The following is a 17,552-nucleotide window of genomic DNA, read 5'->3' on the forward strand; positions in this document are numbered from 1 at the left end:
TGCAGTCCGTAAACACAGTTGAGATCAGTGGTTGTGGCGCGGCGGGTTTTTGGCAATCCCGCGGAATTCCGCCGCCCCTTCCAGAACCGCGCCGTCCGACAGTTGCGTGACCGAGCGGCGGTAGATCTGCTGCCACGGCGTCGCATCCGGCGGCACCGGCGGAATACCGTCGCCCTTGCGCCGTTCGATCTCGGTCTCGTCGACCAGCATGTCGCAACGGCCATGGTTGAAGTCAATGCGGATGATATCGCCGCTGCGAAGCCAGGCAAGGCCGCCGCCGGCCGCACTCTCCGGCGAGGCGTTGAGGATCGACGGGCTGTCTGCCGTGCCCGACTGGCGGCCGTCACCGATCGTCGGCAGGCTGCTGATGCCGCGCTTCAGAAGATGGTCGGGCGGCTGCATATTGACGACCTCTGCCGAACCCGGCCAGCCGAGCGGCCCGGCGCCGCGGATGACCAGAATGGTATTCTCATCGATGCCGAGGGCGGGATCGTTGATGCGCTTGTGATAATCTTCCGACCCGTCGAAGACAACCGCCTTGCCTTCGAAGACGCCCTCCCGCCCGGTCTCCTGAAGGTAGCGCCGGCGAAAATCCTCCGAGACTACGCTCATCTTCATGATGGCGAAATCGAAGAGATTGCCCTTGAGAACGAGAAAGCCCGCCCGCTCCTTCAGCGGCTCGCCGAATGGCCGGATAACTTCGCGGTCGCTGGCTTCCTTGCCCTGCAGGTTCTCGGCCATCGTCCTGCCCGTCACCGTATGACAGTCGCCATCGAGCTTTCCGGCCTGCAGCAGCTCCCACATGATCGCCGGCGTACCACCGGCGCGGTGGAAACGCTCGCCGAGATAGGCGCCGGCCGGCTGGACGTTTGCGAGCAGCGGGATATCGAAGCCGTGCACCTGCCAGTCGTCGGGATGAAGCTCGACGCCGGCATGCTTGGCCATCGCCGCCAGATGCGGCTGCGCGTTGGTCGAACCGCCGATCGCCGAATTGGTGCGGATGGCATTGAGGAAGGCCGCGCGCGTCAGGATATCCGACGGCTTCAGATCCTCGAAGACGATCTCGACGGCACGCCGCCCCGTGCGGTAGGCCATCTGGCCGCGCTCGCGGTAGGCAGCCGGAATGGCGCCGCATCCGGTCAGCGACAGACCGAGCGCCTCGGCGAGCGCATTCATCGTCGAGGCCGTGCCCATCGTATTGCAGTGGCCGACGGAGGGCGCTGAGTCGAGCGCTGCCTGCAGGAATTCCTCGCGGTCGATCTCGCCTGCCGCATATTTCCGCCGCATCCGCCAGATCACCGTGCCGGAACCCGCCAGCTCTCCCTCATGCCAGCCGTCGAGCATCGGGCCGCCGGAGAGCACGATCGCCGGAATATCGACCGTCGACGCCGCCATGATCGCCGACGGCGTGGTCTTGTCGCAGCCGGTCGTCAGCACGACGCCGTCGAGCGGATAGCCATAGAGGATTTCAACGAGGCCGAGATAGGCAAGATTGCGGTCGAGTGCCGCCGTCGGGCGCTTGCAGTTCTCGAAGATCGGATGTGTCGGAAATTCGATCGGAATGCCGCCGGCATCGCGAATGCCGTCGCGCACGCGCTTGGCAAGCTCGACATGCACCCTGTTGCAAGGCGTAAGATCGCTGCCGCTCTGGGCAATCCCGATGATGGGCTTGCCGGAGCGCAGCTCTTCCGGCGTGATGCCGTAATTCATGAAACGCTCGAGATAGAGCGCTGCCATGTCGATATGGTCGGGATTGTCGAACCAATCCTGCGACCGCAGGCGCCGCTTCGGAAGATGGCTGTCGGTCACCTTTTGCCTCCGGGCAGGGCATTCTTCTCTTCGAGATGCAGGAGCAGGCCGCTATGATCCTTTTCACCATTGCCATTTGCAACGAATTCGGTGAATTCGGCGTGTACCGTCGCAGTCAGGGGCAGCGTCAGCGACAGGGCGTTGGCGGTCTCCATGGCGGCGTTCAGATCCTTCAGCTGGTTGCTGGACGAACCGCCTGGGGTAAACTGCCGCTCGACCATGCGTTTGCCGTGGAGGTCAAGGATACGGCTCTCGGCAAAGCCGCCGCGAATGGCGTCGCGGAAGGCTGCCGGCGAGCCGCCGCCGGCTGAAATCAGCATCATCGCTTCGGCGACGGCGCCGATCGTCACCGCGACGATCTGCTGGTTGGCAAGCTTGGCAAGCTGGCCCGCTCCGCTTGGGCCGACGCGGGTCACGCGCCCCATCGGCGCAAAGACATCTGCAAGCGCGTCGATCACATCCTCTTCGCCGCCCGCCATGATGGCGAGCGTACCGGCATCAGCTCCGACGACGCCGCCGGAAACCGGCGCATCGACATGAGCGATGCCGCGTTCGGCAAGCCTGGCAGCATGGTCGCGGGCAAAATGCGGGGCGATCGAACTCATATCGATCACGGTGCCCCCCGATGTCATCGCATCGGCCGCTCCCCGGTCGAACAGCACGTCCTTCACCGCCTCGGCATTGGTGAGCATGGTGATGACGACGTCGGCGCCCGAAACGGCATCCGCGGGTGTCTCCGCACAGATCGCGCCGTCTTGCGCCAGCGCCTCGGCCTTGCTGCGATCGCGATTCCAGACTGTGACAGCAAAGCCCGCGCCGAGCAGCCGGCGAGCCATCGGTGCGCCCATCAGCCCGGTGCCGAGAAAGGCGATCCGCCTGCCGTCATGACCTCTGCTCGAACCTATCATTCAGTCCTCCCAACTGTTGTTCGTCTTTGATAACCCCCTCACCCATCGTTGCAACCGTTTTGATGACGCATCGGCCTGAAAACGATACGGGCGAGAACCGAAGTTCCCGCCCGATTTACTCGACAAAGGAAGGTTGAATTCCGTTATTCCGCCGCGAGCCGGATGACCTCCGCTTCTTCCTCCTTGTGTTCGTCCGGCTTGTGCTGGACGAGCGGGCGGTTGCCCGTCAGCCGCCGCAGCAGCACGTAGAAGACAGGCGTCATGAAGATGCCGAAGAAGGTCACGCCGATCATGCCCGAGAACACCGCAACACCCATCGCCGCGCGCATTTCCGCGCCGGCGCCAGTGGAGACGACGAGCGGCACGACACCCATGATGAAGGCGAGCGAAGTCATCAGGATCGGGCGAAGACGAAGGCGGCTGGCCTCGATTGCGGCCTCCCGCGGCGTCCTGCCCTCGAACTCCAGTTCGCGGGCGAATTCCACGATCAGGATCGCGTTCTTCGCCGATAGTCCGACAAGCACCACAAGACCGATCTGGGTGAAGATATTGTTGTCTCCACCGGTGAGCCAGACGCCTGTCAGCGCGGCCAGCACACCCATCGGCACGATCATGATGATCGCAAGCGGCAGCGTCAGGCTTTCATACTGGGCGGCCAGCACCAGGAAGACGAGCAACAGCGCCAATGGGAAGACGACGACGCTCGAATTGCCGGCAAGGATCTGCTGATAGGTCAGATCCGTCCATTCGAAGTCGATGCCTGCAGGCAGGGTCTCGTGAAGGATTTTCTCGATCGCCGCCTGTGCCTGGCCGGACGAGAAGCCCGGTGCCGGACCGCCGTTGATATCGGCAGCGAGGAAGCCGTTGTAGCGGTTCGCACGCTCCGGGCCGGTGCTCGGCTCCACTTTCAGCAGGGCCGAAAGCGGGATCATCTGACCCGATGCCGAACGGACTTTCAGCTGGCCGATATCTTCCGGCTGAGCGCGGAATTTCGCATCGGCCTGCACGCGGACGCTGTAGGTGCGGCCGAAGGCGTTGAAGTCGTTCACATAGAGCGAACCGAGGTAGATCTGCAGCGTCTGGAAGACGTCGGTGACGGAGACCCCGAGCTGCTCGGCCTTGGCGCGGTCGAGATCGGCATAGAGCTGCGGCACGTTGATCTGAAAGCTGGAGAACAGCCCGGCAAGCTCAGGCGTCTGATAGGCCTTGGCAAGCACCGCCTTTGTCGCCTCGTCGAGCGCCTCGTTGCCCAAGCCGGCACGATCCTCGATCTGCAGCTTGAAACCACCCGTCGTGCCGAGACCGTTGACCGGCGGCGGCGGGAACATGGCGATGAAGGCATCCTGGATGGCGCCGAACTTCTGGTTCAGCGCCATGGCGATGGCCCCGCCCGAAAGATCCGGCGTCTTGCGCTCCTCGAAGTCCTTCAGCGTCACGAAGACGATGCCGGCATTGGACGAGTTGGTGAAGCCGTTGATCGACAGTCCGGGGAAGGCGATCGCATTGGCGACGCCCGGCTGGGCGAGCGCAATGTCGGTCATGCGCTTGATCACATCTTCCGTGCGGTCGAGGCTTGCGGCATCCGGCAGCTGGGCAAAGCCGATCAGGTACTGCTTGTCCTGAGACGGCACGAAGCCGCCGGGGACCGTGCTGAACAGGCTGTAGGTCGCACCGACGAGCGCCAGATAGATCACCATGACGATGCTCTTGCGCGACAGCAATCCGCCCACGCCCTTGCCGTAGGCATTCGAGCCGGCGCCGAAGACACGGTTGAAACCGCGGAAGAACCAGCCGAAGATGGCATCCATGAACCGCGTCAGCCAGTCTTTCGGCTGATGATGACCCTTCAGCAGAAGGGCTGCGAGCGCCGGGGACAGGGTGAGCGAGTTGAAGGCCGAGATGACGGTCGAGATCGCGATCGTCAGTGCGAACTGGCGATAGAACTGACCGGACAGGCCGGAGATGAAGGCGAGCGGCACGAAGACCGCGACGAGGACCAGCGCGATCGCGATGATCGGACCGGAGACTTCCTTCATCGCCTTGTAGGTGGCGGCCCGCGGCGACAGCCCCTGTTCGATATTGCGCTCGACGTTTTCGACCACCACGATCGCGTCGTCGACGACGATACCGATCGCCAGCACCAGCCCGAACAGGCTAAGCGCGTTGATCGAGAAGCCGAAGACATACATCACCGCAAAGGTGCCGATGATCGAGACCGGAACCGCGATCAGCGGAATGATCGAGGCGCGCCATGTCTGCAGGAACAGGATGACGACCAGAACAACAAGCGCGATGGCTTCGAGCAGCGTGTCGATGACCTTCTCGATCGAGGCACGCACGAATTTCGTCGTATCGTAGACGATCTCGTATTTGACCCCCTCCGGCATGGCGAGCTGCAGCTGATCCATGGTGGCGTGCACGTTGTCGGCGATTTCGATCGCATTCGAGCCGGGCGCCTGAAGCACGGCAACGGCGACGGCCGGCTTGCCGTCGAGCAGCGAGCGCAACGTATAGTCTGCGGCGCCGAGCTCGATGCGGGCAACGTCGCGAAGGCGGGTAATCTCGCCACTGGCGCCCGTCTTGACGATGATATTACCGAACTCCTCGGGCGTGCGCAGGCGGCCCTGGGCATTGACGTTGAGCTGCAGATCTACACCCGGTTGGCTCGGCGATGCACCGATGATGCCGGCCGCGGCCTGGACGTTCTGGGAACTGATGGCGTTGCTGATGTCGCTCGCGGCGAGATCATGCTCGGCCGCCTTCTGGGGGTCGATCCAGACACGCATCGAATAATCGCCGGCGCCAAAGACCTGCACCTGACCGACGCCGGCGATGCGGGCAAGCCGATCCTTGATATTCAGCGTCGCATAGTTGCGGAGATAGGTAATGTCGTGATTGTCGCCGTCGGAGACGAGGTTGACGACCATGATGAAGTTGGGCGAACTCTTGACCGTGGTGATCCCCAGCGAGCGGACTTCCGCCGGCAGCCTTGGTTCGGCCTGCGAAACGCGGTTCTGCACCAGCTGCTGCGCCTTGTCGGGGTCGGTGCCGAGCTTGAAGGTGACGGTCACGTTGAGCACGCCGTCCGACGTCGCCTGGCTCGACATGTAGAGCATGCCCTCGACACCGTTGATCTGCTCTTCGAGCGGTGTGGCCACCGTTTCGGCGATGACCGACGGGTTGGCGCCGGGATAGGTGGCGCGCACGACGATCGACGGCGGCACGACCTCCGGATATTCGGAAATCGGCAGCGCCCTGAGGCCGATCAGGCCGGCAACTACGATGAGGACCGAAAGAACGCCGGCGAAGACCGGCCGGTCGACAAAGAATCTGGAGATGTTCATATCAAAGCCCTCTCCGGGGTGAACATGGATGCAACGTCCCTCTCCGGCGGTTGGAGCCGCCGGCGGGTTATATCATTTCGGGTATTGGCCCTCCCCCGCGGGGGAGAGCGAAGACTTATTGAGCGGTCGCGACCTTCTCTTCCATCTGCGGTATGACGACCGCGCCCGGACGAATGCGCTGCAGGCCGTTGACGACGATCTTTTCGCCGGCGTTCAGGCCGCTTTCGACCACCCGCTGGCCGTCGGACAGCGTGCCGAGCTGGACTTGCCGGTAGGCAACCTTGTTTTCGGCATCGACGACGAAGACGAACTTCTTGTCCTGGTCGGTGCCGACGGCGCGGTCGCTGATGACGATCTTGTTCTCGGCCTTCGGCTGGCCCATGCGCACCCGCACGAACTGGCCGGGGATGAGACGACCGCCCGGATTGTCAAAGACGGCGCGCACGCCGATCGTGCCGCTTGCCGCATCGACCTCATTATCGATCAGCTGCAGCTTGCCTTTGATCGGCGTGCCGCTGTCGGCCAGCGTGCCGACCTCGACCGGGATCTGCTCGACCGGCGGCAGTGCGCTGTCGGTCTGCGGAAGCTCGGCAAGCGCACGTGTCACCATTTCTTCGCTGGCGTTGAAGCTCGCATAGATCGGATCGACCGACACGAGCGTCGTCAGCGCTGGCGAGGCCGAGCCGGCCGCAACCAGGTTACCGGCGGTCACCTCGATCTTGCCGATGCGGCCGGAAACCGGCGCCCGCACCTCGGTATAGTCGAGATCGAGCTGGGCCGACTGCAATGCGGCCTGCGCCGAACGCAGCCCCGCCTGCGCCTCGGCCAGCGTGCTGTGGCGCTGATCGAGATCGCTCTGGGAGATGGTGCGGTTATCGGAAAGCCTGCGGCCGCGATCGAGCTCGGTCTGCGCCAGGCTGACTTTGGCTTCGGCCGAAGCCACCTGGCCCTCAGCCTGCGCCACGTTTGCCTGATAGGGAGCCGGGTCGACGGTGAAGAGCAGGTCGCCCTGCTTGACCAGCGCCCCTTCGCGGAAGGCCACCGACAGGATGGCGCCGGCGACGCGGGAACGAACCTGGACACGGTCGACCGCTTCGAGACGGCCGGAGAAACTCTCCCAGGCCGTCACGTCGCGCGCCGCGACGACGGCAACCGTCACCGGCACGGCAGGCGGCTGCGCCGGAGCGGAAGCAGCCGTGGCGGTTGTGCTCATCGGCAATTCGAAAAATAATGCGGCGCCTGAAACGGACGCAACAAGGCCCATGCCGGCGCCCAACAGGGCCCAGCGCTTACTTCTGGACGTCATCAGTACTCTCCTTGCGGCCCAAAGCCGCTGAAATATCAGATCATCTTCAATGCAATTGCGGTTGGACGCTCACGTCCTGAAGGAAGCTTCCGAAATGACGGCTGACGTGTTCCTGCCAGTCGGGCACTCCTTCGGATTTCCCACCATAAAGCGAGGGCCAGCCCGTCCCGGCGGGAAGGACATGCTGGCGCACACCGACACCGGCCGTTTTCAGGCGGGCACCGTAACCAAGTGTTTCGTCGTGCAGAGGATCGTCCTCCGCGGTAAAGAGCAGTGCCGGCGCGACGCCGGAAAGACGCGAACAGAGGCAAGGCGCCGCATAAGGGTGGCAGCCGCCACCGCTCAAATAATGGCTCCAGCCTTCAGTCCAGCGCTGACGCATGCCGATCGCCTCGGCCTTGCGGATCGAGGATGTGCCCATGAAGGGATCGAGCAGCGGCGAAATCAGCACCTGGCCGTCGAGCGCATCCGGCATCTGGTCGCGGGCCTTCAGCGCCACGCCGGCGGCGACATTGCCGCCCGCCTCTTCGCCGGCGACGAAGAGCAGTGACTTACGGTCGCCGAGACCGGCGGCGCGCTTGTTGGCGAGATAGCTGAGAACGGAGAAGGAGACTTCCAGCGCCTTCGGGAACAGATTGCCGGACAGACTGCTGTAATCGACGGCAGCGACGATGGCGCCGGCCTTGGCGAGGCTGATTGCCACCGGCCGGTCGACATTCGTCTCGCTGTCGAGAAAAGCGCCGCCATGCAGGTAAAGCACGATGGGCGGACCCTTGCCGTAATCGGCGCCCTGGTAGATGCGTGCGGAAACGGGGCCGATGGCCACCTTATCCAGCATCATATCTTTCCATGCCACCGTCATGCTTCCGGTCTCTTTTGCATCGGCCACAAGCAGACAACACCTGCCGCTTGCATTTTGTACAAAAAAGATATTGTTATTCCACTCAGGGAATAAGAAGCGATATCGCGATTACACTGTTCCAGATCTCGAACAATGGTGCAACGCAAACTGCGGATTTCAAACCGATGGATCAGCTCTCGGCAATGCGCGTCTTCATCCGCGTGGTGGAGACGGGCAATTTCACCCGCGCCGCCGACATGCTCGCCATGCCCAAGGCGACGGTCACCAATCTCATCCAGGGCCTGGAGGCGCATCTGCGCACCAAGCTTTTGAATCGCACGACGCGCCGGGTGATGGTGACCACGGACGGCGCGCTTTATTACGAACGCGCCGCCCAGATCATTTCGGAATTGGAGGAACTCGACGGCAGCCTCTCCAATTCGCAGAGCCTGCCGAGCGGGCGGCTGCGCGTCGAAATGGCCGGTGCTTTCGCCGATTGGATCGTCGTTCCCGCACTCTGCGATTTTTATCAGCGTTATCCCGATATCCGCATCGACCTCGGTGTCGGCGACCGCACGGTCGATTATCTTGCGGAAAATGTCGACTGCGCGCTGCGGGGCGGCACGCCGGCCGACCAGTCGCTGATCGCCCGACGTGTCTCCGAAGTCGAGATGATCACCTGTGCTTCGCCGAGCTACATCCAGAAATTCGGCATGCCCGAGCGGCCGGAGGATCTGGAGGCCGATCACTACTCGGTCAACTATTTCCGCGCCCAGAACAACCGAACGCTGCCTTTCGAATTTCGCCGGCACAACGAGGTGATCGAGACCAGTCCGCGTTACATCGCCTCCGTCAACGATAGCCGCACCTATCTGACAGCGGCGCTGACGGGTCTCGGCATTGCGCAGGTGCCGATCTTCATGGCGCGTGAGCCGATGGCAAAGGGTGAACTCGTCCGCGTGCTCCCGGACTGGCGCCGCGATCCGCTGCCGCTCTATGTCGTCTACCCCCCGAACCGCCACCTCAGCAACAAGGTCCGCGTCTTTGTCGACTGGCTGGTGAAGCTTCTGGTGGAGGCGAGACTGAACGACTTCTGAGCGACAAAAGAAATACGGCCCGGCCAAAAGAATACGGCCCGGAAGGCAGGAAACCTTCAACGGGCCGCAATGTGCAACTTTTGAACATCAAGCCTGTCGCACCGCAGGAAGGGCGCGGCAGGCTCTGGAGGTTCGGAAAGAGCGGCAGGGAATTCCACTCTCTCGCGATAAATTAGATATACGCACTCCCCGCACGATTGTAAGGGGAAACGCCGCAAGCGCCGTTCACATAATTGCGATTACGGCGCCTGCTTCAGATCATCCCGCCATTGGCGCGCAGCGTCTGACCATTGATCCAGCCGCCGTCCGGACCGGCGAGGAATGCCACCGCGGCGGCGATATCCTCAGGTGTGCCGAGACGTTCCAACGGGTTCATCTTCGCCATGCGGGCGACGAGCTCCTCCGACTTGCCATTGAGGAAAAGATCGGTCGCAACAGGACCGGGCGCGATGGCGTTGACGGTGATGTTGCGGCCGCGCATCTCCTTGGCCATGATCGCCGTCAAGGTTTCGACGGCAGCCTTGGTCGCGGCATAGACCCCGTAGGCCTCGAGCTTCAACCCGACGACCGAGGTGGAGAAGTTGATGATCCGGCCGCCGTCGCGTAAGCGTCTAGCCGCTTCGCGGAGTGTATTGAAGGTGCCCTTGAGGTTGACGGCGATCTGCCGGTCGAAATTGGCGTCATCGGCCTCGGCGAGCGACGAGAGCATCATGATGCCGGCATTGTTGACGAGAACATCGATGCCGCCAAAGGCGGTTTCCGCGGCATCGAACATGCGGCGGACGGCTTGCGCATCGCTGACATCGGCTTTCTCGGTCAGCGCCTTGCCACCGGCCTGCTCGATCTCCCGGGCGAGTTCCTCGGCCGGGGCGGTGTTGCCGGAATAATTGATGACGACGGTAAAACCGTCCCTGGAGAGGCGTTGAGCCACGGCCGCGCCGATGCCGCGGGAAGCGCCGGTGATCAGTGCGACCTTGCCGTTTTCGTTGGAAGCCATTGTCCTTTTCCTTCATCGCGTTTCGATGAGGAGAAGCTATGCCTTTTCCCTTCGCGGATAATCAGGCATTATTCGCCATCACTATCCGGAGATAGCGAACAAAGAGATGGACAAATTCGATGCCATGCGGGTGTTTTGCCGCGTCGTGGAACGCCGCAGTTTCACGCTTGCCGCCGAAGACACCGGCCTGCCGCGCTCCACCGTCACCGATGCGGTGAAGCAGCTTGAGGCTCGCCTCGGTGTGCGCCTGCTCCAGCGCACGACACGCCATGTCAGCCCGACGCTCGACGGCGAAGCCTATTACCAGCGCTGCCTGTCGATCCTTGCCGATATCGAGGATGCCGAAGGTGCCTTTGCCGGCGCCAGGCCGAAGGGTCTGCTGCGCGTCGATGTGCATGGCACCCTCGCCCGCCATTTCCTGCTGCCGAGCCTGCCGTCTTTTCTCCAGACCTATCCCGAGATCGAGTTCTACATGAGCGAAGGCGACCGGCTGGTCGATCTGGTGCGCGAAGGCATCGACTGCGTGCTGCGCGCCGGCACGACCGGGGATAGCGACATGATCATCAGACGCGTTGCCATGCTGGATGAGATCACGCTCGCCTCGCCTGACTATGTCGCCGCCCATGGGCTGCCGCAGCATCCGGACCGGCTTGCCGGCCACCGCATGATCGGTTTCCGCTCCAGCGGCACTGGAAGCCAGTTGCCGCTCGAATTCACCGTCGACGGCGTGGTTCGTGAGATCAGCATTCCCGCCACCGTCGCCGTCAACGCCGCCGAAAGCTATATTTCAGCAGCGAGGATGGGCCTCGGCATCATCCAGATCCCGCGCTATCACGCCGAAAAAGATCTTGCCGAGGGAACGCTGATCCATGTGCTCAAGGATTTTCCGCCGACCCCGACACCGGTCTCCGTGCTCTACCCTCGCAATCGCCAGCTTTCGCCGCGGGTGCGCGTCTTCATCGACTGGCTGGTGACGGTCCTCGCTCGACAAAAGTCGGAAAACGCGCTTTGCTAATATGAGCGCTTGGGGGAACGACGATGGCACTCAACGATATCACCGTCTACCAGACGGAAGATGGCTTCGTCGTCGAGTTTGGTGGCGAAGGCGAAGACCGCATTGCCGTGACGCTGCGAAGCACGCCTGAAATGACCCCGGAAAACGCGGTCTTGCGGGCCAAAACCCTGCTTGCAGCAGCGCTCGAACCGACCCATGGCGACGGCGCGCGCGGCAAGGACCCCGATTTGCTCGAGGAAGAGCTGGAGGAAGGCCTGGAAGATTCCTTCCCGGCAAGCGACCCGGTCTCGGTCACCGTCTCCTCGATCCCGATGCGGGATCCGAATGCCGGCCGTTAATTCATAGCCCAAAGCATGAAGCGGTTTCGGGATGACGGCGAGTGCACTGGATGTTATCTGCATCGGCCATGATCGATGGTGGAATGATATCGGGCGCGATCGGCGCCGGCGCGCTCACCGACGAAAGCCTCAGTGCGTTTTTCGAGCGAGACGCGATCGCCGTTGCCCGGGATCTGCTCGGCTGCCATCTCACAGTCGATGGCGCCGGCGGCCGGATCACCGAGACGGAGGCCTATTTCCCCGATGACGAGGCCTCGCACAGCTTCCGCGGCCCGACCAAGCGCAACGGCGCCATGTACGGCCGGCCCGGCAATGTCTACATTTACCGCATCTATGGCATGTATTGGTGCCTGAATTTCGTCTGCCATCCGGGCTCGGCCGTGCTCATCCGGGCGCTCGAGCCGGAAACGGGAATCCCCTTGATGATGGAGCGGCGCGGCACCGATAGGCTGACCGCGCTCTGCAGCGGCCCCGGCAAATTGTGCCAGGCGCTCGGCATCGACATCGAAATCAACGACCGTCTGCTCGACCGCCCGCCCTATGCGCTGACACCGTCCGTGCCGGTGCCTGTCGTCTCGGGAAAACGCATCGGCATCACCAAAAATGCCGACGTGCCATGGCGCTTCGGCATCCAGGGATCGCGTTATCTCAGCAAGCCGTTCCGCTGATTATTCGATGACGGCACTGTGGTCGATGGCAGGCGCCGCCTTCGGCTTACGCAGCAGCAGCGCCAGCGGAATGACCGCGAGCGACATCAGCATCAGGAGCTTGAAATCGTCCATATAGGCGATGATCGTCGATTGCAGCGTAATGAGCTCGTTGAGCGAAGCGCGTCCGGCGGCTGTCATCGGACTGAGCCCCTGCGCCGCCACGGCGTTGAAGGCATGATTGAACGGCGTCACATAGGCCGCGATCGATTCATGATTGCTCTGGGTATTCTCGACGATCAGGGCCGAAACGATCGAGATGCCGACCGCCGAGCCGATGTTGCGCGACAGATTGTAGAGGCCGGTGCCGTCGCCGCGCATATGGGCGGGCAGCGTCGCGAAAGCGATCGTCGTCAGCGGCACGAAGAGAAAGCCCAGGCCGGCGCCCTGGATGAAGCCGACCGAGATGATCGTCCATTGCGAAACATCCGGCGTCCAGCCGGTCATGTCGTACATCGCCCAGGCAGTCAGGCCGAGACCGAGCACCAGTAGCACGCGCGTATCGACCTTGCCGATCAGCCGCCCGACAATGAACATGCAGAGCATGGTGCCGAGCCCGCGCGGCCCCATGACGATGCCGGCGGTGATCACGGGATAGCCCATCAACGTCTGCAGATAGGGGGTCATCAGCGCCAGCGAGGCGAGATAGGTGACGCCGACCACGAAGATGAAGATCATGCTGATCGAAAAATTCTGGTCGAGGAACAGCTTCGGATTGACGAAGGATTTCTCAGCCGTCAGCGTGTGCACTAGAAGCAGATAGAAGGCCGCCGCACAGATGATCGCTTCGAGCATGATCTCGCCGGAGGAGAACCAGTCGAGCTGCTCGCCGCGGTCGAGGAAGAGCTGCAGCGAGGCGATGAACAGGCTCATCATCCCGAAACCGAACCAGTCCAACTTGGCGAGCACATCCCTCTTGGTCTCAGTGACGAAGACGACGATACCGGCAAAGGCGAGCGCGCCGATCGGCACGTTGATGTAGAAGACCCAGCGCCAGCTGATATTGTCGGTCAGCCAGCCGCCGATGACCGGCCCGAGCACTGGTCCGACCATGACCGAGACGCCGAAAAGCGCCATGGCCGAGCCGCGTTCCTCCACAGTATAAATATCGAGGAGGATGCCCTGGGAAAGCGGCACCAGCGATGCGCCGAACAGGCCCTGCAGCAGGCGGAAGGCGACGATCTGGTTCAGCGATTGCGCCAGGCCGCAGAGAACGGAGGCAGCCACGAAGCCGGCAATGGCAACGAGCAGCACGCGCTTGCGGCCGAACTTGGCGGCAAGGAAGCCCGATGGCGGCGTCATAATCGCCGCTGCGACGATGTAGGAGGTCAGGACCCAGTTGATCTGGTCGGCAGAGGCCGACACGCTGCCCTGGATATAGGGCAGCGCCACGTTGGCGATCGTCGTGTCCAGCGCCTGCATGATGACGGCGAGAATAACGCAGGCCGTGATCGCACCGCGATTGGCTACCGGGCTCGCCGGGGAAGCGGAAGCGTTACTCATGACCCTTGTCCTGGGGTCTGCCCAGAAGTTTATTGACGAAGTCGGGCAGGCCGCGGGCGTGGCCGGTTTCGACATCGACCACCGTGCTCATACCGACACGAAGCGGCGGCTTGCCCTCAGCATCTTCGATGCTGACGCGCATCGGAATGCGCTGGACGACCTTCACCCAGTTGCCGGTGGTATTCTGCGCCGGCAGCAGCGAGAAGCTGGAGCCGGAGGCCGGGCTGATGCTCTCGACCTTGCCCTTCCACATCACGCCGGGATAGGTGTCGACATAGATTTCCGCCGTCTGGCCTGATTTGACATAGGTAAGCTCGGTTTCCTTCGGGCTAGCGGCGATCCACAGGTGATTGGTGGCGACAAGCGAGAAGGCCTGCTGCGAAGCCTGCAGGTAGGAGCCGACCTGCAACGCGTTGACATTGGTGACGATGCCGTCGAACGGCGCCTTGACGACGCTGTGGTCGAGTTCGCGCTGGGCGTTGTCGACATTCGACTTGGCCTGCAAGTAGAGCGGGTTCTCCTCGATCGGCTGGTCGGCCGAGCCGCCGAGCTGGGCAAGCGTGGTTGCAGCTTCCGCCTTGGCGACGGTCACCTTCTGCTGCGCCGCTTCGAGATTGTGCTTGGCCTCATCATAGGCCGATTGCGTCGCGCTGCCATTGTTGACGAGGTTCTGCTGCCGGTCGAACTGATCCTGGTAATAAGGCAGGTCGGCTTGCGCCTGCGTGATCTCGGCCAGCGACTGCTGATAGCTGGCCTTCAGGTTCATGATCTGGTTGCGCTGCACGCCGAGCTGCGCCTTGGCGCCATCGAGCGCGATCTTGAAGGAATCGGCCCTGAGGCTGAAGAGCACCTGCCCTGCCTTGACCGCTTCGTTCTCATGCACGTCGATCTTTTCGACAATGCCCGAGACATCGGTGGTGAGCCCGACCATATCGGCCTGGAGATAGGCATTGTCGGTCGACATCACCTGACCGCCATTGACGTAATAATAGCCGCCGACGACGAGCGCCACCGGCAGCAGGGCGAACAGGATCGGCCGCGTAAGACTGCGCCGGCGGCGGACCTTGTTGCCGCCAGGCGCAGCCACGGCGGCAGCCGGCGCTGAATTGGATGGAGGCGCTTCGGCTACCGTTTCCTGCTGTTTGGCTTGGTCTTCTTCGACAGGTGTCTTGGCATTGGCGTCGGCAACGACGCGGAGGGGGGATTGATCAGCCATCGTTCGTCTCATTCTCGTCGACCGGGCTCCGGCATGCCTGAACCAGGTTCGTCTTCATTACGGATAGGATGTGGAAAAGCTGCTCGCGCTGCTCGGCCGTAATGCTTTGCAACGCTTCCGCACGGGTGGTGTCACCAAGCTCGCGCATTTCGGCGAGCAGCGGGTGCGCCTCGTCGCGCATGTAAAGCAGCCATATCCGCCGATCGGTCGGGTGCTGGCGGCGCTCGATCAGCCCCCGTTCGGCGAGCTTGTCGAGGATGCGCACCAGTGTGATCGGCTCGACCTCGAGGATTTCGGCAAGGCCGCCTTGATGGATGCCCTCATTGTTCGAGAGATAGGCCAGCGTCTGCCACTGCGACCGGGTCAGCCCAAGGCATTTCGCTCGTTGCTCGAACCGCTTGCGCAGCAGCCGTGCGACGTCGTGGAGAAGGAAGCCGAGGGTCGGAGTAGCGCTCATGAACACCTGCGATCATTAATTTATAAGCATACTTATAATATCGGTAGATATATTGAGCATGCCGAGCGCGCAAGAGCACGGTCGCAGGATTTTGCAGGTGCAGCCAAAATGCCGCAGCGACGACCGGGAGGCGCGCAATCCGCCTCTCTTGCCGGAGCAGGACTTCCGTCCAGTGGCCGCAACCCGGCTTCGGCCCTAGTTTCGGGCAGAGATCGCCTCCGCCGGAGGTGCGCAGGAGGGCTCGATGGCGTTTTTCGAAAGCATGCTGACGCTGTTGCTGGTGGCGATCGTCTTCCTGCAATTCTCCAGGAAATTCCGCATTCCTTATCCGACCATGCTGGCGATCGCCGGCATCATCGTCGCCGCCGTGCCCTGGGCGCCCGAGGTCGCGATCGATCCTCAGCTGGCACTGGCACTGCTGATTGCGCCGGTGCTTTTCGACGCCGCCTATGATCTGCCGCCGCGGACGCTGCGACGCAACTGGCTGCCGCTCTTCTCGCTCGCCGCCATCGCCGTGGTCCTGACAACCGCAGCCGTTGCCACCGTCGGCGTGACGATGGCCGGCCTGCCGCTCGCCGCAGCCGTCGCACTCGGCGCCATTGTCGCGCCGCCGGATGCTGCGGCAGCGACCGCCATGCTCGACCGCTTCGACCTGCCGCGCCAGACCTATGTGATCCTGAAAGGCGAAAGCCTTCTCAACGATGCCGTGGCGCTACTGATCTTCAGCGCCGCGGTGGCGGCCGCCGCAAGCCCCGCCTTCTTTACCGGCGCCCTGGCGGAGCTGGCGCTGGCGGTGCCGGGCGGCCTCATCCTCGGCTATCTCCTCGGCCGTCTCTACATGGTGGTCGGGTTGAAGCTCGCCGGCACGCTCGGCGGCACCCTGCTCGAATTCGTCGCCACCTTCGGCACCTGGATCATCGCCGAGCGGCTGCACCTTTCGGCGATCCTCGCCATCGTCGTCTATGCGATGGTGATCGCCCGCTACATGCCCGAGCGGCAGACGGCCCGCCACCGCATTCATTCCTATTCGGTCTGGGAAGCCGCGGTCTTCCTGCTCAACGTGCTCGCCTTCCTGCTGATGGGCCTGCAAGTCCGCCAGATCGTCCTCGACCTCGATCCCGGCCGGCTGAATTACGCAATCACCCTGGCCGCCGCGGTCTTCGTCACTGTCATCGGCGTGCGCCTGGCCTGGGTGCTCCTCTATAACCGCGTGATCACCTTCCTCGCCGAGCGCGGCTACACCAGACAGGCCGTTCCCACCTTCGCGACCAGCCTGCTTGCCGGCTGGTGCGGCATGCGCGGCCTCGTGACGCTGGCGACCGCGCTGGCGCTGCCGATCGACTTCCCCGATCGCGACATCATTCTCCTGAGTGCGCTGGCCGTCGTTCTCGGCACTCTCATCGTCCAGGGCCTGACGCTCGGGCCGCTGATCCGCGTCCTGAAATTCGAGCCGGACACCTCGCTCGACCGCAACCTCACCAGAGCCCGGGTCGCGTTGATCGATGCGGCGCTGGCCGAACTTGCCGACGGCGAGGATAAATCCACCCGCATCCTGCGCGACGTCTACACCTCCGAGCGCGAGATCACCGCCGACGGGAAACATCCACGCGAAGTCAGCAGCCTTGATAAGCAGCGCCGCAGCGTCATTGCCGCCAAACGCCGCAAACTGGCAGCGATGCGCCGCGCCGACGAGATCGACGACGATGTCTTCCATATGCTGGAACAGGAGCTCGACTGGGCCGAACTCGCCGTCTTGCCGCCCGGCCGCGACGAGATCGTCGAGAGCTGACGCCATCCATGAAGTTTTGATGGATTTCGCAACCCCAGCCAATTGGCATTTGCTATTTTTCGCCGCTGCCGTTTATATCCGGTTCTACAAGTTACGATTTTTCCGATGTGCATTGCGTTCCGGCCTTCCCTCCTATGGATTGAACGCCGGGGGAAATCGCGGGGGCCACGCCTTCGTTCAAAGCAGCAAAACATGAAATAGCATCACCTTATCTTAGGTTCGGCG

The 17,552-nt window shown here is 62.8% G+C and carries 14 protein-coding genes; 5 read left to right on the forward strand and 9 right to left on the reverse strand.

Going from position 1 to position 17,552, the window contains the following annotated elements:
* Nucleotides 1-24 precede the first annotated feature (24 nt).
* From CO657_RS15865 to CO657_RS15885, 5 genes are all read right to left on the reverse strand, one after another.
* Nucleotides 25-1,809 carry an IlvD/Edd family dehydratase gene (locus CO657_RS15865; protein ID WP_054182922.1) on the reverse strand — a complete coding sequence of 595 codons (1,785 nt, stop codon included), beginning with the start codon at nucleotides 1,807-1,809 and terminating at the stop codon, nucleotides 25-27.
* Nucleotides 1,806-2,717 carry an NAD(P)-dependent oxidoreductase gene (locus tag CO657_RS15870; RefSeq protein ID WP_054182923.1) on the reverse strand — a complete coding sequence of 304 codons (912 nt, stop codon included), beginning with the start codon at nucleotides 2,715-2,717 and terminating at the stop codon, nucleotides 1,806-1,808. Before CO657_RS15870 ends, CO657_RS15865 begins: the two co-directional genes overlap by 4 nt.
* A 143-nt stretch (nucleotides 2,718-2,860) precedes the next feature.
* On the reverse strand, nucleotides 2,861-6,061 hold the full coding sequence (locus CO657_RS15875) for an efflux RND transporter permease subunit (protein WP_054182924.1): 3,201 nt from the start codon (nucleotides 6,059-6,061) through the stop codon (nucleotides 2,861-2,863).
* A 115-nt stretch (nucleotides 6,062-6,176) separates the two neighbouring features.
* The gene (locus tag CO657_RS15880; protein ID WP_054182925.1) at nucleotides 6,177-7,367 is read right to left on the reverse strand and encodes an efflux RND transporter periplasmic adaptor subunit; all 1,191 of its coding nucleotides are present in this window, start codon (nucleotides 7,365-7,367) and stop codon (nucleotides 6,177-6,179) included.
* Nucleotides 7,368-7,413: 46 nt separating this feature from the next.
* Nucleotides 7,414-8,229 (reverse strand): alpha/beta hydrolase fold domain-containing protein, encoded by an 816-nt coding sequence (locus CO657_RS15885; RefSeq protein WP_003590503.1) that lies wholly within the window; start codon nucleotides 8,227-8,229, stop codon nucleotides 7,414-7,416.
* Nucleotides 8,230-8,393: 164 nt separating this feature from the next.
* On the opposite strand from CO657_RS15885, the gene CO657_RS15890 reads away from it, so the two are divergent.
* Nucleotides 8,394-9,305, forward strand: coding sequence for a LysR family transcriptional regulator (locus tag CO657_RS15890; protein ID WP_054182926.1), 912 nt, complete (start codon nucleotides 8,394-8,396; stop codon nucleotides 9,303-9,305).
* A gap of 253 nt (nucleotides 9,306-9,558) precedes the next feature.
* Here the strand turns inward: CO657_RS15890 and CO657_RS15895 are convergent, their stop codons facing one another.
* Nucleotides 9,559-10,302, reverse strand: coding sequence for an SDR family oxidoreductase (locus CO657_RS15895; protein WP_054182927.1), 744 nt, complete (start codon nucleotides 10,300-10,302; stop codon nucleotides 9,559-9,561).
* 106 nt (nucleotides 10,303-10,408) lie between these two features.
* Here CO657_RS15895 and CO657_RS15900 point away from each other — a divergent pair, with 106 nt between their 5' ends.
* From CO657_RS15900 to CO657_RS15910, 3 genes are read left to right on the forward strand one after another with little or no spacing between them, the layout of a single operon-like run.
* Entirely contained in the window at nucleotides 10,409-11,317 is a 909-nt protein-coding gene (locus CO657_RS15900; protein WP_054182928.1) for a LysR family transcriptional regulator, read from the forward strand.
* Between the two features lie 23 nt (nucleotides 11,318-11,340).
* Entirely contained in the window at nucleotides 11,341-11,655 is a 315-nt protein-coding gene (locus CO657_RS15905) for a hypothetical protein (RefSeq protein WP_054182929.1), read from the forward strand.
* Between the two features lie 50 nt (nucleotides 11,656-11,705).
* Nucleotides 11,706-12,323 (forward strand): DNA-3-methyladenine glycosylase, encoded by a 618-nt coding sequence (locus tag CO657_RS15910; protein WP_054182930.1) that lies wholly within the window; start codon nucleotides 11,706-11,708, stop codon nucleotides 12,321-12,323.
* On the opposite strand, the gene CO657_RS15915 is transcribed toward CO657_RS15910, so the two are convergent.
* The 3 genes from CO657_RS15915 to CO657_RS15925 are packed head-to-tail and all read right to left on the reverse strand — an operon-like array spanning nucleotide 12,324 to nucleotide 15,538.
* Nucleotides 12,324-13,865: a DHA2 family efflux MFS transporter permease subunit gene (locus CO657_RS15915; RefSeq protein WP_054182931.1), complete on the reverse strand. Its 1,542-nt coding sequence runs from the start codon at nucleotides 13,863-13,865 to the stop codon at nucleotides 12,324-12,326.
* Nucleotides 13,858-15,081 carry an HlyD family secretion protein gene (locus CO657_RS15920; protein WP_054182932.1) on the reverse strand — a complete coding sequence of 408 codons (1,224 nt, stop codon included), beginning with the start codon at nucleotides 15,079-15,081 and terminating at the stop codon, nucleotides 13,858-13,860. Before CO657_RS15920 ends, CO657_RS15915 begins: the two co-directional genes overlap by 8 nt.
* The gene (locus tag CO657_RS15925; RefSeq protein ID WP_003590495.1) at nucleotides 15,074-15,538 is read right to left on the reverse strand and encodes a MarR family winged helix-turn-helix transcriptional regulator; all 465 of its coding nucleotides are present in this window, start codon (nucleotides 15,536-15,538) and stop codon (nucleotides 15,074-15,076) included. Before CO657_RS15925 ends, CO657_RS15920 begins: the two co-directional genes overlap by 8 nt.
* A 244-nt stretch (nucleotides 15,539-15,782) precedes the next feature.
* On the opposite strand from CO657_RS15925, the gene CO657_RS15930 reads away from it, so the two are divergent.
* Nucleotides 15,783-17,327: a cation:proton antiporter gene (locus CO657_RS15930; RefSeq protein ID WP_012558758.1), complete on the forward strand. Its 1,545-nt coding sequence runs from the start codon at nucleotides 15,783-15,785 to the stop codon at nucleotides 17,325-17,327.
* Nucleotides 17,328-17,552: the final 225 nt, after the last annotated feature.

This window comes from Rhizobium acidisoli (genome assembly GCF_002531755.2).
GTDB classification, from domain to species: Bacteria; Pseudomonadota; Alphaproteobacteria; order Rhizobiales; family Rhizobiaceae; genus Rhizobium; species Rhizobium acidisoli.

Excerpts from the sequence above, each read along its gene's own strand:
- CO657_RS15890 (WP_054182926.1), top strand. The coding sequence starts at position 8,394 with ATGGATCAGCTCTCGGCAATGCGCGTCTTCATCCGCGTGGTGGAGACG.
- CO657_RS15915 (WP_054182931.1), bottom strand. The coding sequence starts at position 13,865 with ATGAGTAACGCTTCCGCTTCCCCGGCGAGCCCGGTAGCCAATCGCGGT.
- CO657_RS15900 (WP_054182928.1), top strand. The coding sequence starts at position 10,409 with ATGGACAAATTCGATGCCATGCGGGTGTTTTGCCGCGTCGTGGAACGC.
- CO657_RS15875 (WP_054182924.1), bottom strand. The coding sequence starts at position 6,061 with ATGAACATCTCCAGATTCTTTGTCGACCGGCCGGTCTTCGCCGGCGTT.
- CO657_RS15880 (WP_054182925.1), bottom strand. The coding sequence starts at position 7,367 with ATGACGTCCAGAAGTAAGCGCTGGGCCCTGTTGGGCGCCGGCATGGGC.
- CO657_RS15885 (WP_003590503.1), bottom strand. The coding sequence starts at position 8,229 with ATGACGGTGGCATGGAAAGATATGATGCTGGATAAGGTGGCCATCGGC.
- CO657_RS15870 (WP_054182923.1), bottom strand. The coding sequence starts at position 2,717 with ATGATAGGTTCGAGCAGAGGTCATGACGGCAGGCGGATCGCCTTTCTC.
- CO657_RS15925 (WP_003590495.1), bottom strand. The coding sequence starts at position 15,538 with ATGAGCGCTACTCCGACCCTCGGCTTCCTTCTCCACGACGTCGCACGG.
- CO657_RS15905 (WP_054182929.1), top strand. The coding sequence starts at position 11,341 with ATGGCACTCAACGATATCACCGTCTACCAGACGGAAGATGGCTTCGTC.
- CO657_RS15910 (WP_054182930.1), top strand. The coding sequence starts at position 11,706 with ATGTTATCTGCATCGGCCATGATCGATGGTGGAATGATATCGGGCGCG.
- CO657_RS15920 (WP_054182932.1), bottom strand. The coding sequence starts at position 15,081 with ATGGCTGATCAATCCCCCCTCCGCGTCGTTGCCGACGCCAATGCCAAG.
- CO657_RS15930 (WP_012558758.1), top strand. The coding sequence starts at position 15,783 with ATGGCGTTTTTCGAAAGCATGCTGACGCTGTTGCTGGTGGCGATCGTC.
- CO657_RS15895 (WP_054182927.1), bottom strand. The coding sequence starts at position 10,302 with ATGGCTTCCAACGAAAACGGCAAGGTCGCACTGATCACCGGCGCTTCC.